The following is a 16,003-nucleotide window of genomic DNA, read 5'->3' as shown; positions in this document are numbered from 1 at the left end:
ATTAGCACTTTCAGTAATAAAAAAGTTTCATTTATTCTTTTCTCTTCTTGAAGAAAGCCGTTAGCCTTAGCGCCATTGATAAAAGGCTAAAAGACTATGTCACAAGATTCTAATTCGAACTCAGCGCCAGGCGCGGTATTAAACGAACAGCAGTGGAATGCCATAACGCAAGCCATTGCAGGCTTAAATCGTGATCAACTTACTTGGGTAAGTGGTTATGCTGCGGGCATGGCTGCTGCGCAAGGTGGTTCGGTTGCACCAACGATGCAAGGCACTCCTGCAGTAGCGGGTGACGCGCCAACGCTTACTATTTTGTACGGTTCACAAACCGGTAATGCAAAAGGTGTTGCTGCACAATGCCAAGCGAAAGCTGAAGAAGCGGGCTTTAACAGTAAGCTAGTTAGCATGGCTGATTACAAGCCGCGTAACTTAAAAGCAGAAACTCACCTTGCGGTATTTGTAAGTACCCATGGTGAAGGCGATGCGCCAGACGATGCTATTGAGCTACATGAATTCTTGGCGGGTAAAAAAGCCCCGAAGCTAGCTAATACCAAGTATGCCGTTTTAGGCTTGGGTGACAGTAGCTACGAGTTTTTCTGCCAAACGGGTAAAGACTTCGATGAACGCATAGGTAAACTCGGCGGCAAAGCCATTGTTGAGCGACTAGATTGTGACGTCGACTATGAAGCGGAAGCCGAGGCATGGCTGAGCAAGCTAATCGACTCACTAAAAGACGATTTTAGTGCTGCTCCACAAGCAGCTGTAGCGGCGCAAACTGGCGCGGCAGTACAAAGTCTAGCAGCGCAGACTTACACCAAAAAAGCGCCGTTTAAAGCGACCTTAATTGACGCACAAAAGATCACTGGCCGTGATTCCGTTAAAGATATACGTCATATTGAGATAAGCCTCGAAGACAGCGGTATTACCTATCAGCCTGGTGACGCATTGGGCGTGTGGTTTAAGAACGCAGCATCTTTGGTATCAGAGCTTATAAGCATTTTGTCACTCGACGGTAATGCAGAAGTATCTGTGGCTGACGCGACCATGTCACTCACCGAAGCGTTAACGTCAAAGCTTGAATTAACACTAAGCTACCCTAATTTCATTAAGTCATATCAAGAGGCAACGGGCTCTGAGTCGCTGGCTGCACTAATGGAAGATAAAGCGCAGCTACGTACTTACATGGCTGAGCGTCAAATCATTGATATAGTTCGCGATCATCCGGGTAAACTTTCTGAACAGCAGCTTGTCGATGCTTTGAGACCACTAACGCCTCGTTTGTATTCTATAGCATCAAGCCAAGCCGAAGTGGAAGAAGAAGTGCATTTAACGGTAGCTCACGTCGACTATGAAGCGTTTGGACACCGTCATCAAGGTGGCGCGTCTGGCTTTTTGTGTGAGTATTTAGAAGAAAATGGCGATGTCGAAGTATTCGTAGAAAGTAACGATAACTTCCGTTTACCAGCTGATCCTAATACTCCAGTCATTATGGTTGGTCCGGGCACGGGTATTGCGCCGTTTAGATCGTTTATGCAAGAGCGTGATGTACAAGGTGCTGAAGGCAAAAATTGGTTGTTTTTTGGTAACCCTCATTTCACCCAAGACTTTCTATATCAGGTGGAATGGCAAAGTTACGTTAAAGAAGGTCTGCTAGACAAAATCACGCTGGCATTCTCTCGTGACCAAGAAGAAAAAGTATATGTTCAACATCGTTTACTAGAAAACGGTAAAGAAGTGTACGAATGGCTGGAGCAGGGCGCACACTTCTATGTGTGTGGCGATGCAATGCACATGGCGAAAGATGTAGAGAACGCCCTAATTAGTATTGTGCAAGAGCACGGCGGTAAGTCTGAGGCCGATGCAAAAGCCTATGTTGTAGAGTTGCGAAAAGCGAAACGTTATCAGAAGGATGTCTATTAATGAGTAACGAAAAATCACCATTTATCGTTGAGGGCAAACTGGCTGACAACGAGCGCCTAAAGCGCGAAAGTAACAATTTGCGTGGCACCATTACTACCGATCTTAAAGATGATCTAACCGGTGGATTTACGGCAGATAACTTCCAGCTTATTCGCTTCCACGGTATGTACCAACAAGACGACCGTGATATTCGCGCTGAACGTGCAAAGCAGAAACTCGAGCCGCTTCACAATGTGATGTTGCGCGCGCGTTTACCGGGTGGTGTTATTACGCCCGACCAATGGTTAGCGATTGATAAGTTTGCCGCCGATCACACCATGTATGGCAGTATTCGTTTAACTACCCGTCAAACGTTCCAGTTTCACGGTGTGTTAAAGCCTAAGATTAAGTCTATGCACCAAATGCTGAACAAAGTGGGCATCGACTCTATTGCTACGGCAGGGGACGTAAACCGGAATGTACTATGTACCTCTAACCCGGTTGAATCTGAGCTACATCTTCAGGCATTTGAATGGGCTAAGAAGATAAGTGAGCACTTACTTCCAAAAACTCGTGCGTATGCTGAAATTTGGTTAGACGGTGAGAAGGTCGAAACTACTGAGAAGCCCGTGGAGCCCATTTTGGGTGATAACTACCTACCGCGTAAGTTTAAAACGACGGTGGTTATTCCTCCGCAAAACGATGTTGATGTTCATGCGAACGATCTCAACTTTGTTGCGATTGCAGAAAACGGCCAGCTAGTTGGTTTTAACGTACTTGTTGGCGGTGGCCTCGCCATGACTCATGGCGACAAGAGCACGTATCCGCGTAAAGCCTCTGACTTCGGATTTATTCCGCTTGAAAATACGCTAGACGTTGCTGCTGCAGTTGTTACGACACAGCGTGATTGGGGGAACCGGGTTAACCGTAAGAACGCGAAAACCAAATATACCTTAGAGCGTGTAGGGGTAGACAACTTTAAAGCTGAAGTTGAAAAGCGCGCAGGTGTGACATTCCAAGACAGCCGACCGTATGAATTTACGGGTCGTGGAGATCGCTTTGGCTGGGTTGAAGGCATTGATGGTAAATACCACCTAACTGTATTTATTGAGAACGGCCGTATATTAGATTACCCAGGTAAAACGTTAAAAACAGGCTGTGCCGAAATTGCCAAAATCCACAAAGGGGATTTTCGCTTAACGGCAAACCAGAATTTGATTATTGCCGGTGTAGCGGCGCAACACAAAGACAAAATTGAAGCGTTAGCCCGTGAACATGGATTAATAGCACCATCAATTTCTAACCAGCGACTAGATTCAATGGCCTGTGTTGCATTGCCAACTTGTCCACTCGCCATGGCAGAGGCTGAACGTTACTTGCCTGATGCCGTAACAGAGTTAGAAGGCTTGCTAGCTAAACACGGCTTAGAAGAAGACAGCGTTATCTTCCGTGTAACAGGCTGCCCGAATGGCTGTGGTCGCGCAATGTTGTCTGAAGTTGGCTTGGTAGGTAAGGGGCCAGGCAAATACAATTTGCACTTGGGTGGAAACCGAGAAGGTACGCGTATTCCACGTATGTATCGAGAAAACATAAGCGAACAGGAAATCATGGCAGAACTCGATTCACTACTTGGCCAGTGGGCTAAAGAACGTGAAGCGGGTGAAGCATTTGGTGATTACGTGGTTCGCGCTGGTGTTGTAAAACCAGTAGTAGACTCCGCACGGGATTTCTATGACGAATAATACAGCGATAAAGCAGCCTTTAACGCTCGATATCAGTAAGGAAGCCTTTGCTGATATCAATGAGACGTTGGAGAAAATGACAGCGCAAGAGCGAGTTGCTTGGGCGTTGGACAACTTGCCCGATACTCATATTGTGTCTTCGAGCTTCGGAGCACAGTCGGCGGTTATGCTGCATATGCTTACTCAGGCACAACCGGATATTCCAGTTGTGCTTACCGATACAGGTTATCTTTTTCCTGAAACTTACAAGTTTATTGATGAGCTTGTAGAGAAGCTGAAGTTAAATCTTCACGTGTACAGTGCCGATATGTCTTCTGCATGGCAGGAAGCGCGCTTTGGCAGACTTTGGGAACAAGGCATTGAAGGTATTGAAAAATACAACAAAATGAACAAAGTCGAGCCTATGCAGCGTGCGTTGGGTGATCTTGATGTAGGTACATGGTTTGCGGGCCTACGCCGAAGCCAATCGGATACCAGGGGAAAGCTTCCGGTTCTACAAAAAGTAGGGAAACAGTTTAAACTGTACCCAATCATTGATTGGAGTAACAAAGACCTACATTATTACTTAAAAGATAATAACTTATCTTATCATCCGCTCTGGGAGCAAGGGTATGTATCCATCGGCGATTGGCATACTACGCAATCTCTTCAAGAGGGGATGAGTGAACAAGACACGCGCTTCTTTGGTTTGAAACGTGAGTGTGGATTGCACGAGTTTGGTGACGGTATTTAACTAACGTTAAATACCTCGCCTAACACCAATTTGATGCTAGTCAAATACGTTTCATTAGGCGATTTTGTCACTAATTTATACAGCTCACTACCTACAGAAGTAAATTTGTAATAAACCAAAGCAACTCCTGACGTTTTGCTTGTTAACGAGATATTTTCATTAACACATCGCCACGTTTCTTGCTGACCTTCATTATATTCCGCGCTTTCGATTTCGCTTGTGTAGATCAACTTCATTTCTTGTAAAGACAACAGGTCAGGGTAGCTCAATCCTACATTAGCTAAATTGATCTGCTCGGGAACAGGACGTCTGAACAAGGAAAAGAAGCCTTTGCGCCTGTGATATCCTACCAATATGCGGGGAACCGCATCGTTATTTCTTCTACTCGCCACATTGACTGCTTTGTTGAATATTTGCGCATCCCTGTGCGTTAGGGTCTTTAATAACTGTAGGGTGCGAAGTGAAAAACTACCCGGGCGTGCTACCTCAACGGCAAAAATCTTACCCCATAATTCCTGCATGGGCGGACTGTAAATTTCCTCCGCCATTGTACTAAATGTGAAAAACCAGTCGGGATCAAGATTATCGCTAGTTTGTTCGTTGATCGTCACATTTAATGCTATATTTAATACAGCTTGAAGATTGCTCGCCTTTTGAGTTTCTAAAATTTGTTGTCTTCGTTCTAGCGCGTGCTTTTGCTTTTTAGGATCAGGAGACATCATAGAGGGGCTAATCCCCACTCTGGCAAACCACAAAAGCATGCGTTGACGACTAGCATCGGTTTTTTTTGCGTCGCTGGCCGCTTTTTCAGCCGCAGGCGAATCGACTGTTATCTTTACAGTCTTCTCTTCTGATGCTTGGGGCTTTTTGATTTCAGGAGAAAAGTGCTGAGATGTAATCTTCATAAATGCTTAAATGATCGAATGTAAAATGGCATGTAACATAAGAGCACTATTGCATTGCGAAATCCAATTATCAATGTAATCGTTGCCTTTATACAATAAGTAGCGCATTCTTGTTTTGTTTGTATCGAGGAAATGAGCGGTAATGTCGGCAATGGATTACGATAACGACGAGTTAATTTTTTTAGATGATGATGGTTCAGTTGAAGAACAAGTTTTGTTGGGCAAAGACTGGAACATTCTTATTGTCGATGACGATGAAGAGATTCATACCGTAACGCGTCTCGCGCTTTCCGATCTCATTGTAAATGATCGAAAATTAAACTTTATTCACGCTTACTCTGCGAAACAAGCCAAAGAAATGCTTCACGAATATGGCAGTAGTATTGCCATTATTTTGCTCGATGTGGTTATGGAGACCGACCACGCGGGCTTTGATGTCGTTAAATACATCCGCGAGGACATGAAACTAGTTGAACCTCGCATTATACTACGCACAGGGCAACCCGGCTACGCGCCTGAAGAGCAAGTCATTAAAGTCTACGATATCAACGACTATAAAACCAAAACCGAACTTACTCGCGCTAAATTACTCACCACTATTATTTCCTCACTTCGCTCCTATCAGCAGATTATAACGATTAGTCAAAGTCGTGCTGGTTTAGAAAAAATAATCACTTCTTCAGCCAATTTGTTTGAAGAGCACTCGGTAAAAGAATTTTGTGAAGGCGTAGTTACTCAGATTAGTTCGCTTATTGGCTTAGATTCCGAGGGGTTACTCTGTGCAAGAGCCGGTTCTTTGCTAGATCGAGAGGATGAAGAGGTTTACGTACTTGGCGCAGCAGGGGAGTATGCGAAATTTATTAACCAGCCTGTATTCACACTCAAAAACATTGAAATTGAAGAGAATATTGGCCGTTGCCTACGTCTTAAAAAGCACATTTTTGAACCCAGTTGCTCAGTGCTCTATATTAGTCGCGCAGGTTTTGAAGCAGCGGTGTTTGTTCGACAAACCCATGAAATTAGTGAATTAGATAAGCACTTGCTTGAGGTTTTTCTATCTAGTATTTCCGTGGGGTACGAAAACGTTAATCTCTTCCACGAGTTGAGAAACGCCGCATTTCGAGATTGGTTAACCCGTCTGCCTAACCGCAACGAATTTATCAATATGTTAGATAAACCCAATTTGTTTGCGGGAGAGAATTACAGCGTAGCCCTTATCGATGTAAACCATTTCTCTGATATTAACGATGGGTTAGGGCAAGAAGTTGGTAACGAACTGCTACGTGCAATCAGCGAGCGCTTTCAATCTTCTTTTGACAGCATAGTGAAAAAAGGCCGCATAGGCGCCGATGTTTTTGGACTTATCGGCCCTGACGAACTGGTGTGCCCAAAGTCTATCAATGATATTTTCCAGTCTTCGTTTCAAGTCGGTGATCACACCCTTCCGGTAAACATCACCCTTGGATTGTGCAAGTTAGATAATAAGCGCCACATCGGCATTGAGATCTTGAAGCGTACTAATATTGCGCTAAACCGAGCAAAGAAAAACCTGACTGACAACTTTGAATATTACGCCAAAGACATTGAAGATCAGACGACTTGGCGTCTAGATATGATTCGAAAGCTTCGCAGCGACTTTGCAGCAAGAAAGCTGGAATTGTGGTTTCAGCCGCAAGTGGACTTACTGAATGAAAAAGTTGTTGGCATGGAAGGCTTACTACGCTGGCCCAATGGGGAAGGGGGATACATTTCACCCGCGGTGTTTGTACCGCTTGCCGAATATTCAGGTCTTATCGTAGATATCGGTGAATGGGTGCTAGAAGAGTCATGCCGTCGTCTTCAGGAGTTGAAAGAGAAAGGCTACGGCCACCTAAGAGTTGCCGTTAACATCTCCATTCCGCAGTTCCGTGACAGGCTATTTGTAGACAAAGTGAAGCATGCGCTTTCTAATGCAAACTGTGACCCCAACCTTTTGGAGCTAGAGATAACAGAAAGCGTAGTGATGGATGAACCGCAAATCGTGATAGACGCCCTGCGTTCGTTAAAAGAATTTGGCATTAAAATAGCCATTGACGACTTTGGGACAGGCTTTTCTTCAATGAGTTATCTACAGCAGCTGCCGTTAGACCGGTTAAAGGTAGATCGCTCTTTTATCAAAGATATTAAACCCGGAGCCAGTGCTGTACTTGCAGAAACCATTGTGACCTTGGGGAATAAGCTAGGCTTATTAACTATTGCAGAAGGTGTAGAGAAGCGAGAGCAGGCGAGTTACATGATTAAACTAGGGTGCGACGAGGCTCAAGGTTACTTGTATGCGAAGCCGATGCCGTTCGACGCGCTTTTTACGTTTCTTGAAGAACAAGATTAATCGGACAAAACAGACGCAATAGTGCGCTTTAGGACAGGAAGGATCTCCAGTTCGAACCAAGAATTCTTAGCCAGCCATCGATTGTTTCTACCAGATGGGTGAGGCAATACAAAATGGGAGTCAGACGGCGCCCGCACAGCCTCAGTGAGCGTTTTGAATTGTGGAAGATAATACTGCTGCGAGTACCGTCCTATATAAAGCGTTACTTTAGGTTTTAAATAGAAAAGAAACTCATCGTGCCACGCAGGTGCACACTCTTTTCGCGGTGGAGCATCGGCGCCATTTTTATACCCAGGAAAGCAAAAGCCCATTGGCATAACAGAGATTAAGTGCGGATTGTAAAAGGTATCTCTAGACACTGACAACCAATCGCGTAATCGTTCCCCGCTAGGATCATCAAACGCAATATTGCGTTCGTGAGCTTTTAACCCTGGAGCTTGCCCAATAATAAGTACTTTAGTCGATGGGGCAGTGCTAAATATAGGGTTGGGTTGATGGGGTAAATGAGAAGTACATAACTGGCAGTTTCTTGCTTTAACCACCAGAGCATCGTGGCCTTTCACATTTTTCTCCAAAAAATTCTCTTTGTAATACTTTTGTCACAATTGTATGATCTAAATTTGACTATCTAATGTATATACAGTATGTTTAACAGTGACAGTAGTAGACTGTAACACAGGAGAAGAAACATGCGTAAAGTAGTACTAACATTAGCTCTATCAGCAGCCTTTGGTATTGCGCATGCGGAATCTGGTGAGAACCAGCTTTTCGATTGCATGGATGCGAAAACATTCGAAATGAATAACCAATGTATGTCGGATCAAATCGGCAACAACATTAGGTTCCGTGATGCACAAGCAAAGCTGATCGACATTGCAAGCGAAAGTCAAGGTGACTACGCCATTGCAACAATGACATTCGATCAAGAAAATATGCACATCGACATCGTAGCACACAAAGACTCGCTTAACGCGCTTGCTGCGAACCGTAACTAATTTTTAGTTATCACACAGAAGCCGGCGACAATTTCGCCGGCTTTTTTGTATCAGTTAGAAAATTCTATTAAGTCCATTAATAGCAGCAACTCGATAAGCTTCTGCCATGGTCGGATAGTTAAATGTAGTGTTAACGAAGTAATCTATAGTATTGCCTTCGCCTTTTTGCTGCATGATAGCTTGACCGATGTGAACAATTTCAGAAGCACGTTCACCGAAGCAATGAATCCCTAAGATCTCTTTTGTTTCGCGATGAAATAAGATTTTCAGGCTGCCAGTTTGTGTCGACGCAATTTGCGCTCTGGCCAAGTGTTTAAACTGGGCTCTTCCCACCTCATAAGGCACTTTTGCAGCGGTAAGTTCTTGCTCTGTTTTACCTACAGAGCTAATCTCGGGGATGGTATATATGCCAGACGGAATATCTTCTACCAACGCTGAATGGGTTTTTATGCCAAGCATAGCCTCTGCGGCGAAGCGGCCTTGGTTATAGGCTGCTGATGCTAGGCTTGGATAACCAATCACATCTCCAACAGCGAACACGTTGTCTACGTCAGTCTGATAATTTTCATTAACTCTGAGCTGGCCCCTGCTATCTGCTTTTAAACCAATGTTCTCGAGTTTAAGTGTATCTGTGTTACCCGTGCGCCCGTTAGCAAATAATAGGCAATCAGCACGCATGCGCTTACCTGATTCTAAGTTTAAAATCACAGAATCATCGGTTGCTTCAACTGAAGAGTAGGTTTCGTTGTGGCGAATAAGAACGCCGTTATTCCACAAGTGGTAGCTTAATGCGTCAGAGATCTCGTCATCCAGAAATGACAGTAAGCGATCACGCATGTTAACAAGGTCAACTTTTACGCCTAGCCCTCTAAAAATGCTCGCATATTCGGAGCCAATAACCCCTGCGCCATAAATGATAATAGATTTGGGATCGTGATCTAAAGATAAGATAGTGTCTGAGTTATAAATGCGTGGGTGGTTGAAGTCGATATCTTTTGGGCAGTAAGGACGTGAACCGGTTGCGATAGCAATTTGACCCGCAGTGACAGTATCTTTCGAACCATCTTTACGGGTTATCTCTAACGTATGCGCATCTACGAAACTGGCTTCACCGTGAAAAAGGGTAACGCGGTTTCTATCATAAAAAGAAGAGCGAAGTCGCGTTTGGCTTTTCACAACACCGCTTGCGTGACGCATAATATCAGAAAAAGTAAGGCTTTTACTCAAGTGATTGTCGGCAAATAGGGGCGATGAGTTGTATTCAATAAGACGACTGACGGAGTGACGAAGGGCTTTTGATGGAATAGTACCCCAATGGGTACAACCACCTCCCACTGCCTCATATCGCTCTACAACCGCCACTTTTTTTCCCGCTTTGGCAAGCTGCATTGCAACGCCTTCTCCACCTGGACCTGTACCAATAACTATTGCGTCATAGTGATACGATGGAGCCTTTGTTTTTTGCTTCGTTGCCATGTTACTTTCCCGTATTGTTACTTCTATGATGTGGCGTTTGAAATCGCAATCACCGCCATGATAATTCAATGATGTAGCTTGAATATTTAAGCTTAGAATGAAGCCAAGTCTTATATCTCAGCTCAACAAACTCTAGTATAACTACCTTACTTGATGTGTCATTCCAACTATAGATCAAAAAAAACCACATAAGCATAGACTTATGTGGTTTTTTACAAATATTAAAGACAAAGAAGGTGTTTACGCCATTTGAAGTGACAAGCTCTGCAATTGCGTCCATTTTTCTTTTTGAACAGCAAACGCATGCTTTAACTCTTTGTATTTATACGCAAGCTCTAGCCCTTCGATACTGCGCTTTAAGGTGCGTTGTTTAACGCGCATCACGCGTTTTTTTGTGGCGTAGTATTCACTCATGCGCTGTATTAACAAGTCGTACTCTTCTTGAATGGTGTGCATCATCTCTTCAGCATTAGGCAGTAGCGATACTTTTTCGCTTGCTCTTTGCAGCTGCATTGCCGCCAATGCTTTCTCTATGCGCTCTTCTGGTACCTTGCGAAGATTTGATGTAAGACCGACCAGTGATAATCCTCTAATTAGCCATTTTGTAGGATCAAACTGATACCAGCGAATACCATTACGGTAGTCGTATTCAAAAATGTGATGGTAATTGTGATAGCCCTCACCAAAGGTAAAGAAAGCAAGAATGCTGTTATCGCGTGCCGTATTCTTGTCAGTGTAAGGCTGGCTACCCCAAAAGTGAGCAAGAGAATTAATGAAAAAGGTCACATGGTGAACTAGCACTAGGCGAAGTACTCCGGCCACTAAAATCATGCCTAACACGTCACCATTTAAATAGCCCAGTAGGCCCGTGATCCCGAAGTTGGCTGCCAATACGATAGGTAAATAATAGTTGTGTTGCCACATTACTACCTTATCTTTTTGTAAATCTTTACAGTTGCTGTAGTCGTCGTAACGTTTTGCTTGATACTCGCGCAACATCCAGCCGATGTGTGCAAACCAAAGGCCTTTCTTCGCTGAGTAGGGGTCTTTGTCGTTGTCATCAACATGACGATGATGAACGCGATGATCTGACGACCAGTGCAGAATACTATTTTGCAACGCCATGGCACCACCAATCGCAAGAATCACTCTAACAACCACATTGGCATCGTAAGTTTTATGCGACCATAAGCGGTGATAGCCGGCAGTTATCGACATACCGGTGAAATAAAACAGGAATATAGCCGCACCGATTTCTGCCCAATCGATGCCTTGATACGCCACCCATAGCGGCACACCAATAAACGCAATAGCGCCAGATATAATAAATACCAGCACATTAGTAAGGATAAGAGGAGGTTTTTTCATTTTATACAACTTGGCTTACAACTGTTCGCTAATTTATCGTTTTACGAGGCTTCAGGCAAGCAAAACCCCGATTAGTTCTGCTTACATGTGTGAAATTTAATTATAGTAAAGCTACGCTGAAGCGCTCGTTATTTGAGGATTTTTCTGCTTAATGCTTGTTTATAAAAGAGTTGATTCTGTTTCTCTTTCCCCACGGGTGTGTGTTGAGATAAACTAACCGCGCTAGTCTTTGATGTGCGAAGTTTGATTGAGTTTATGGTTACTCAGATGACGCTAGGGCTTCAATATCGAGCGCTACAAATCATCAGGCCGTTAAAAGCTAATCAACCAATGGTGCGAATGTGAGTCGACAAGAACAGAAATTAAAAACCCGTCAAAATATCATCCATGCTGCGTTTTCACTGTTAGATGAGAACCGCAGCTTATCGGCAATCAGTTTGCGCGAAGTTGCTCGGGAAGCGGGTATAGCACCTACGTCTTTTTACCGACACTTCAAAGATATGGATGAATTGGGTTTAACGCTGGTAGATGAAGCCGGTTTAGCGTTGCGCCAGCTCATGCGTCAGGCAAGACGACGCATTGCCTCTGGTGGAGGTGTTATTCATACCTCAGTTGAAACTTTCATGGAGTTCATCGCTGCCAATACTAACGTGTTCCGTCTATTGCTGCGCGAGCATACCGGTACGTCGTCAGCTTATCGACTAGCAGTTTTCAGAGAGATTCAACATTTTATCGACGAGTTAACCGACTATATTATTGAACAGCAGGGTGTGGAATATGCGTGTGCTCAGCTTCAAGCTGATGCCATGGTAAGGCTAGTATTTAGTGCTGGAGCAGAGGCTCTAGAAGCTGACGACAAACTACGTCGAGAAATTGGTGAAAGAGTGAAAGCGCAACTTCGCTTTGTTCAAGTGGGCGCGACACAGAAAAAGTAATAATTAAATCAAAGCAGTCGGCTTTCGAAGTCTAAATATGGACTTCAATGGAAGCTATTAAATGCGGAATGATTAACTTAAAAGGCCTTTTCCTTTACGAAAGGCCTTATCGGCTTACACGTAAACTAGCCTTTGCGTGTTAGTAAAACGCCTGCCTCAATATGATGAGTGAAAGGAAATTGATCGAATAGCGCCGATTGAGCAACGTCGTGAGTTTCACTCAAAAGCTCAAGGTTTTGCGCCAAGGTTTCAGGGTTACACGAGATATACACGATATTATCGTAATCCTGAATCATTCGTAGCGAGTCTTCATCTAATCCAGCTCTCGGTGGATCGACTAACACAGTAGTGAAATTGTATGTACTTAGATCAATGCCTTCTAAGCGGCTAAATGTGCGCTCGCCCTTCATTGCCTGAGTGAATTCTTCAGCGGCCAATCTGACAATCTTCACATTGTTAAGTTGGTTTTGCTCAATATTAAACTGCGCTGCTTGCACAGAAGGCTTTGCTATTTCGGTACCCACGACGTTGTCGAAATGAAGCGCTAGTGGCAGTGAAAAGTTTCCCGCGCCGCAATACATCTCCAGCAAATCTCCCGAGAGCGGCTTTACACAATCTAGCGCCCATTCAATCATTTTACAGTTCACTTCAGCGTTAGGCTGGGTGAAGCTATTTTCGATGTGCTTAAAAATGAATTCTTTACCGTTTACCGGTAAACGCTCAATAACAAAATCGTTTTCGATAATAAGCTTTTGCTTTCTTGCGCGGCCAATGATGTTTACTTTCGGAAAGTGAGCCTCTAGTGTCATTTTTAATTCATTTGCAGCCCGCTCCCATTTATCATCTAGCTGGCGATGATAAAGAAGGCTGATAACAAGTTCACCAGATAGCGCAGAAAGATAGTCGATTTGAAATAGTTTCTTTCTTAGCGCTTCATTTGGTCTTATTTCTTCAAGTAACAATGCCATAGCATCGTTTATTGTTTTGCATGCAGGAGGGAAACTATCTACGCGATACTTCTCTTTCGTTTCCTGATTGAACATGATGTGAAATAAATCATCGCCCTCATGCCATATTCTAAACTCGGCACGCATACGGTAGTGCGTTGGCTGCGATGGAAATACAGAAAGTGCAGGCGCATTAAATGGAGAAAGTAACGCAGTAAGGCGAGTTACTTTTTCGTCTAACTGAGCTTGATAGCGTTGGTGTTCGGTCGGGGACATAAAATTCTCCATTCAATGTTGAGGTCGCGAATTGTAGTCTCTTAAAAAATAACTGCAACAAGAGGTATCTACTTCAGCGGCACGTATTAAGGAAGTGACAGTAAAAAAAGTTGTATTAAAATTAAACAATATTGATTCTTTGCCGATAATAAGATTGGGGATAGTGAGGATCAAATTATGAACGTGGGTCAAATTAAGGCTTTTATGGGTGATCAAAAAGCAGATCAAAAGGCATCAGTTCACCCGAACGACATGTTTAAAAAGCAGTTACAGCAAGATGGATTGCAGCAAGCCGCTGAGTTTTCGAAACAACAATCGGCATCAGTATCTGTTTCAAGTAGCCAAACTAGCATAGGTTTTCGCGTGGTGAGTAGTAGTCTTTACCAAGCGTTGGAATTGAATGGCCAAAAGCCACAAGAAACCAAAGAGAAAAACCTTGAAGAGAAGTCGAGCGGTTTGTTCGATTTTGAAAAAGTAGCCAGAAATGTACTTAAATTCGTAGGTGGTGTCATTAGAGGTGCGGCAAATGACGGTGCTAGCGAAGAAAAGCTTAATAGTTTATTCAGCCAAGCGAGAGAAGGGGTAATGCGTGGTTTCGAGATGGCTGAAAAAGATCTTGCTGGATTTATGAATGAAGAGATTGAGCAAGGAATATTAAAAAGTCGCGATCTCATCGACACAGGTATTAACGATCTAGAAAACGAAATATTTGGTCGCCAACAACCTAATGCCGTCTCCTTTTCATCATTAAATGCCATAGCAGGATCAGATGAGAGGAGCGGTAGTTTGGTGATTAGAACTAAAGATGGAGATGAAGTTACCTTTAGCTTTGAGAGTCTTCGTTCGTTTCAAGCCTCTCAGCAACGTAGCTTCCGAGTTCAAGAAAGTCAGGAGCAACGCAGCGGAAGCGGTGAGCCAAGTGAAAATAGCTTTGCCGCGTCTTTTACAGAAAAGACGTCATACCAATACTATGAACGAAGCGGTATTAGCTTCTCATTGAAAGGTGAGCTTGATGAAGATGAGTTGAAGTCGATAGCTGATTTGGTTGGGCAAGTCCAGGATCTTGCTGACACCTTCTACAATGGAGACATTGATAAAGCATTTGAAGAGGCGCTAAGTTTAGGCTTTGACGACAAAGAACTGGTTGGTTATGCGTTACAGTTAAACAGAACAACACAAACCGAAGTGTTAAAGACTTATGAGAACATTCAGCATTATAATGAAGAGAAAAGTGATAATGCGAAGTTTGGAAATGTAGTTAGCCCCATAGCGCAATATCTAGAAAAGATGATGGATACTTTTGCTAACGCTGAAAGTACGCTGGGAAGTAACGAAGACTATAACGCTTTAATAGCGGGTTTGATTAACGAAATGGAAGATGTGCAGGTACCCGATCTGATATCGGCTATAAATAGGTTCCACGCTTTCAATCAAACGTTACTTAATGGACTTCCTCAAACTGCTGAGACGAGTGAATAACTGATCATATTACTCATAAAAAAGCCCGGAAGCGAAAGCTAACCGGGCTTTTTTGTAGCATACACACCGTTATTGTATAATTAGACGTGTTCGACTTTGTCTTTTGCCGGGCGAACTTTAAGCGTTCGTTCTTGGAAAATAGAGTCGTTAGTTTTATCAATAACACTATCAAGATCGTTTGTTATAACCTCTATAAAACCGTAACCTTTCCGTTTTCCAGTTTTACGATCCTTCATTAAACGAACCGATTGCACTTCGATAAAGCTACTGAAGTACTCTTTTACTGCGTTCTCGTTTGCTCTATAAGGCAAATTACCCACATATAAAGTTTCTACCGATCCTTCATTAGAATGTGCTCTGGCATCTGAGGAAGATGGACTTTGAATAAGAGACGCTAGCCAAGGAGTAACAATACCGCTAATCAGCAGAGCTGCTGATACAGTTAATGGAACATGGACGTTTAAACTAGCAGAAGAAAATAACAAATAACCTGCAATCGCAAAAATAGCGCTAATAACAGCGCATTGAATAAAGCCTACTTTCATATACCTACCTTTCTATTGTTTATTATGGTGTTGGAGGCTGGTTATAGTTTACTCATTTGTAACAAATTGAACAATAAAATGTGAAAAAACTAGTCTAAAGATGGATTGAGTTGCTAGAAATGATGCAGAAATGAGCGGTTAGCAACAAAAGTGGCTTAAAAAGCAAAAAAATCCAATTTAAGTGTTGATCTTTCAAGAGAGGTATCTATAATGCGCTCCACGTTCTGAGGGGGCTTCGAGAAAAACAAAGCCAACTTAGCAACAAGTGCGAAACCAAGTTTTCAAACAAATAAAAAGTTTAAAAACATGGTTGACATCGAAAATAAACGATGTAA

The 16,003-nt window shown here is 43.3% G+C and carries 13 protein-coding genes; 7 read left to right on the top strand and 6 right to left on the bottom strand.

What is annotated here, in order from left to right:
- The first annotated feature begins 96 nt into the window (after positions 1 to 96).
- The 3 genes from V7R42_RS18205 to V7R42_RS18195 are packed head-to-tail and all read left to right on the top strand — an operon-like array spanning position 97 to position 4,374.
- Positions 97 to 1,920 carry an assimilatory sulfite reductase (NADPH) flavoprotein subunit gene (locus V7R42_RS18205; protein WP_334021877.1) on the top strand — a complete coding sequence of 608 codons (1,824 nt, stop codon included), beginning with the start codon at positions 97 to 99 and terminating at the stop codon, positions 1,918 to 1,920.
- Positions 1,920 to 3,641, top strand: a complete 1,722-nt coding sequence (gene cysI, locus V7R42_RS18200) for an assimilatory sulfite reductase (NADPH) hemoprotein subunit (protein WP_334021874.1) — start codon at positions 1,920 to 1,922, stop codon at positions 3,639 to 3,641. The genes V7R42_RS18205 and cysI overlap by 1 nt, the downstream gene beginning before the upstream one ends.
- The gene (locus V7R42_RS18195; protein ID WP_334021871.1) at positions 3,631 to 4,374 is read left to right on the top strand and encodes a phosphoadenylyl-sulfate reductase; all 744 of its coding nucleotides are present in this window, start codon (positions 3,631 to 3,633) and stop codon (positions 4,372 to 4,374) included. The genes cysI and V7R42_RS18195 overlap by 11 nt, the downstream gene beginning before the upstream one ends.
- On the opposite strand, the gene V7R42_RS18190 is transcribed toward V7R42_RS18195, so the two are convergent.
- Positions 4,371 to 5,207 (bottom strand): TIGR03899 family protein, encoded by an 837-nt coding sequence (locus tag V7R42_RS18190; RefSeq protein ID WP_334022089.1) that lies wholly within the window; start codon positions 5,205 to 5,207, stop codon positions 4,371 to 4,373. The two genes, V7R42_RS18195 and V7R42_RS18190, sit on opposite strands and share 4 nt — an antisense overlap.
- Before the next feature lie 214 nt (positions 5,208 to 5,421).
- Here V7R42_RS18190 and V7R42_RS18185 point away from each other — a divergent pair, with 214 nt between their 5' ends.
- The gene (locus tag V7R42_RS18185; RefSeq protein WP_334021869.1) at positions 5,422 to 7,647 is read left to right on the top strand and encodes a bifunctional diguanylate cyclase/phosphodiesterase; all 2,226 of its coding nucleotides are present in this window, start codon (positions 5,422 to 5,424) and stop codon (positions 7,645 to 7,647) included.
- On the opposite strand, the gene V7R42_RS18180 is transcribed toward V7R42_RS18185, so the two are convergent.
- Positions 7,644 to 8,222, bottom strand: coding sequence for a uracil-DNA glycosylase family protein (locus V7R42_RS18180; protein ID WP_334021866.1), 579 nt, complete (start codon positions 8,220 to 8,222; stop codon positions 7,644 to 7,646). The genes V7R42_RS18185 and V7R42_RS18180 overlap by 4 nt on opposite strands.
- Positions 8,223 to 8,336: 114 nt before the next feature.
- Between V7R42_RS18180 and V7R42_RS18175 the strand changes: the two genes are divergently transcribed.
- Positions 8,337 to 8,642, top strand: a complete 306-nt coding sequence (locus V7R42_RS18175) for a hypothetical protein (RefSeq protein WP_025254039.1) — start codon at positions 8,337 to 8,339, stop codon at positions 8,640 to 8,642.
- 54 nt (positions 8,643 to 8,696) lie between these two features.
- On the opposite strand, the gene sthA is transcribed toward V7R42_RS18175, so the two are convergent.
- Positions 8,697 to 10,118 (bottom strand): Si-specific NAD(P)(+) transhydrogenase, encoded by a 1,422-nt coding sequence (gene sthA, locus V7R42_RS18170; protein WP_334021862.1) that lies wholly within the window; start codon positions 10,116 to 10,118, stop codon positions 8,697 to 8,699.
- A gap of 240 nt (positions 10,119 to 10,358) precedes the next feature.
- A complete protein-coding gene (locus tag V7R42_RS18165; protein WP_334021859.1) occupies positions 10,359 to 11,486 on the bottom strand; it encodes an acyl-CoA desaturase in 1,128 nt (375 codons plus the stop codon).
- 341 nt (positions 11,487 to 11,827) lie between these two features.
- Here V7R42_RS18165 and fabR point away from each other — a divergent pair, with 341 nt between their 5' ends.
- Positions 11,828 to 12,421 carry an HTH-type transcriptional repressor FabR gene (gene fabR / locus V7R42_RS18160; protein ID WP_334021857.1) on the top strand — a complete coding sequence of 198 codons (594 nt, stop codon included), beginning with the start codon at positions 11,828 to 11,830 and terminating at the stop codon, positions 12,419 to 12,421.
- Between the two features lie 125 nt (positions 12,422 to 12,546).
- On the opposite strand, the gene trmA is transcribed toward fabR, so the two are convergent.
- On the bottom strand, positions 12,547 to 13,644 hold the full coding sequence (trmA, locus tag V7R42_RS18155) for a tRNA (uridine(54)-C5)-methyltransferase TrmA (protein ID WP_334021855.1): 1,098 nt from the start codon (positions 13,642 to 13,644) through the stop codon (positions 12,547 to 12,549).
- 177 nt (positions 13,645 to 13,821) lie between these two features.
- Here trmA and V7R42_RS18150 point away from each other — a divergent pair, with 177 nt between their 5' ends.
- Positions 13,822 to 15,123, top strand: coding sequence for a DUF5610 domain-containing protein (locus V7R42_RS18150; protein ID WP_334021853.1), 1,302 nt, complete (start codon positions 13,822 to 13,824; stop codon positions 15,121 to 15,123).
- Positions 15,124 to 15,203: 80 nt separating this feature from the next.
- Here V7R42_RS18150 and V7R42_RS18145 read toward each other — a convergent pair whose 3' ends face one another.
- Positions 15,204 to 15,668 carry an RNA recognition motif domain-containing protein gene (locus V7R42_RS18145; protein ID WP_334021850.1) on the bottom strand — a complete coding sequence of 155 codons (465 nt, stop codon included), beginning with the start codon at positions 15,666 to 15,668 and terminating at the stop codon, positions 15,204 to 15,206.
- Between the last annotated feature and the right edge of the window lie 335 nt (positions 15,669 to 16,003).

It is taken from the genome of Alteromonas sp. S015, from assembly GCF_036864485.1.
Classification (GTDB): domain Bacteria; phylum Pseudomonadota; class Gammaproteobacteria; order Enterobacterales; family Alteromonadaceae; genus Alteromonas.
Note: the sequence above shows the minus strand (reverse complement) of the source record. Positions and strands in the feature narration are given on the sequence as shown.

Bases quoted from the DNA above. Each gene is read 5' to 3' on its own strand.
- V7R42_RS18165 (WP_334021859.1), bottom strand. From the start codon at position 11,486: ATGAAAAAACCTCCTCTTATCCTTACTAATGTGCTGGTATTTATTATA.
- sthA (WP_334021862.1), bottom strand. From the start codon at position 10,118: ATGGCAACGAAGCAAAAAACAAAGGCTCCATCGTATCACTATGACGCA.
- V7R42_RS18195 (WP_334021871.1), top strand. From the start codon at position 3,631: ATGACGAATAATACAGCGATAAAGCAGCCTTTAACGCTCGATATCAGT.
- V7R42_RS18185 (WP_334021869.1), top strand. From the start codon at position 5,422: ATGTCGGCAATGGATTACGATAACGACGAGTTAATTTTTTTAGATGAT.
- V7R42_RS18150 (WP_334021853.1), top strand. From the start codon at position 13,822: ATGAACGTGGGTCAAATTAAGGCTTTTATGGGTGATCAAAAAGCAGAT.
- V7R42_RS18175 (WP_025254039.1), top strand. From the start codon at position 8,337: ATGCGTAAAGTAGTACTAACATTAGCTCTATCAGCAGCCTTTGGTATT.
- V7R42_RS18205 (WP_334021877.1), top strand. From the start codon at position 97: ATGTCACAAGATTCTAATTCGAACTCAGCGCCAGGCGCGGTATTAAAC.
- V7R42_RS18145 (WP_334021850.1), bottom strand. From the start codon at position 15,668: ATGAAAGTAGGCTTTATTCAATGCGCTGTTATTAGCGCTATTTTTGCG.
- cysI (WP_334021874.1), top strand. From the start codon at position 1,920: ATGAGTAACGAAAAATCACCATTTATCGTTGAGGGCAAACTGGCTGAC.
- trmA (WP_334021855.1), bottom strand. From the start codon at position 13,644: ATGTCCCCGACCGAACACCAACGCTATCAAGCTCAGTTAGACGAAAAA.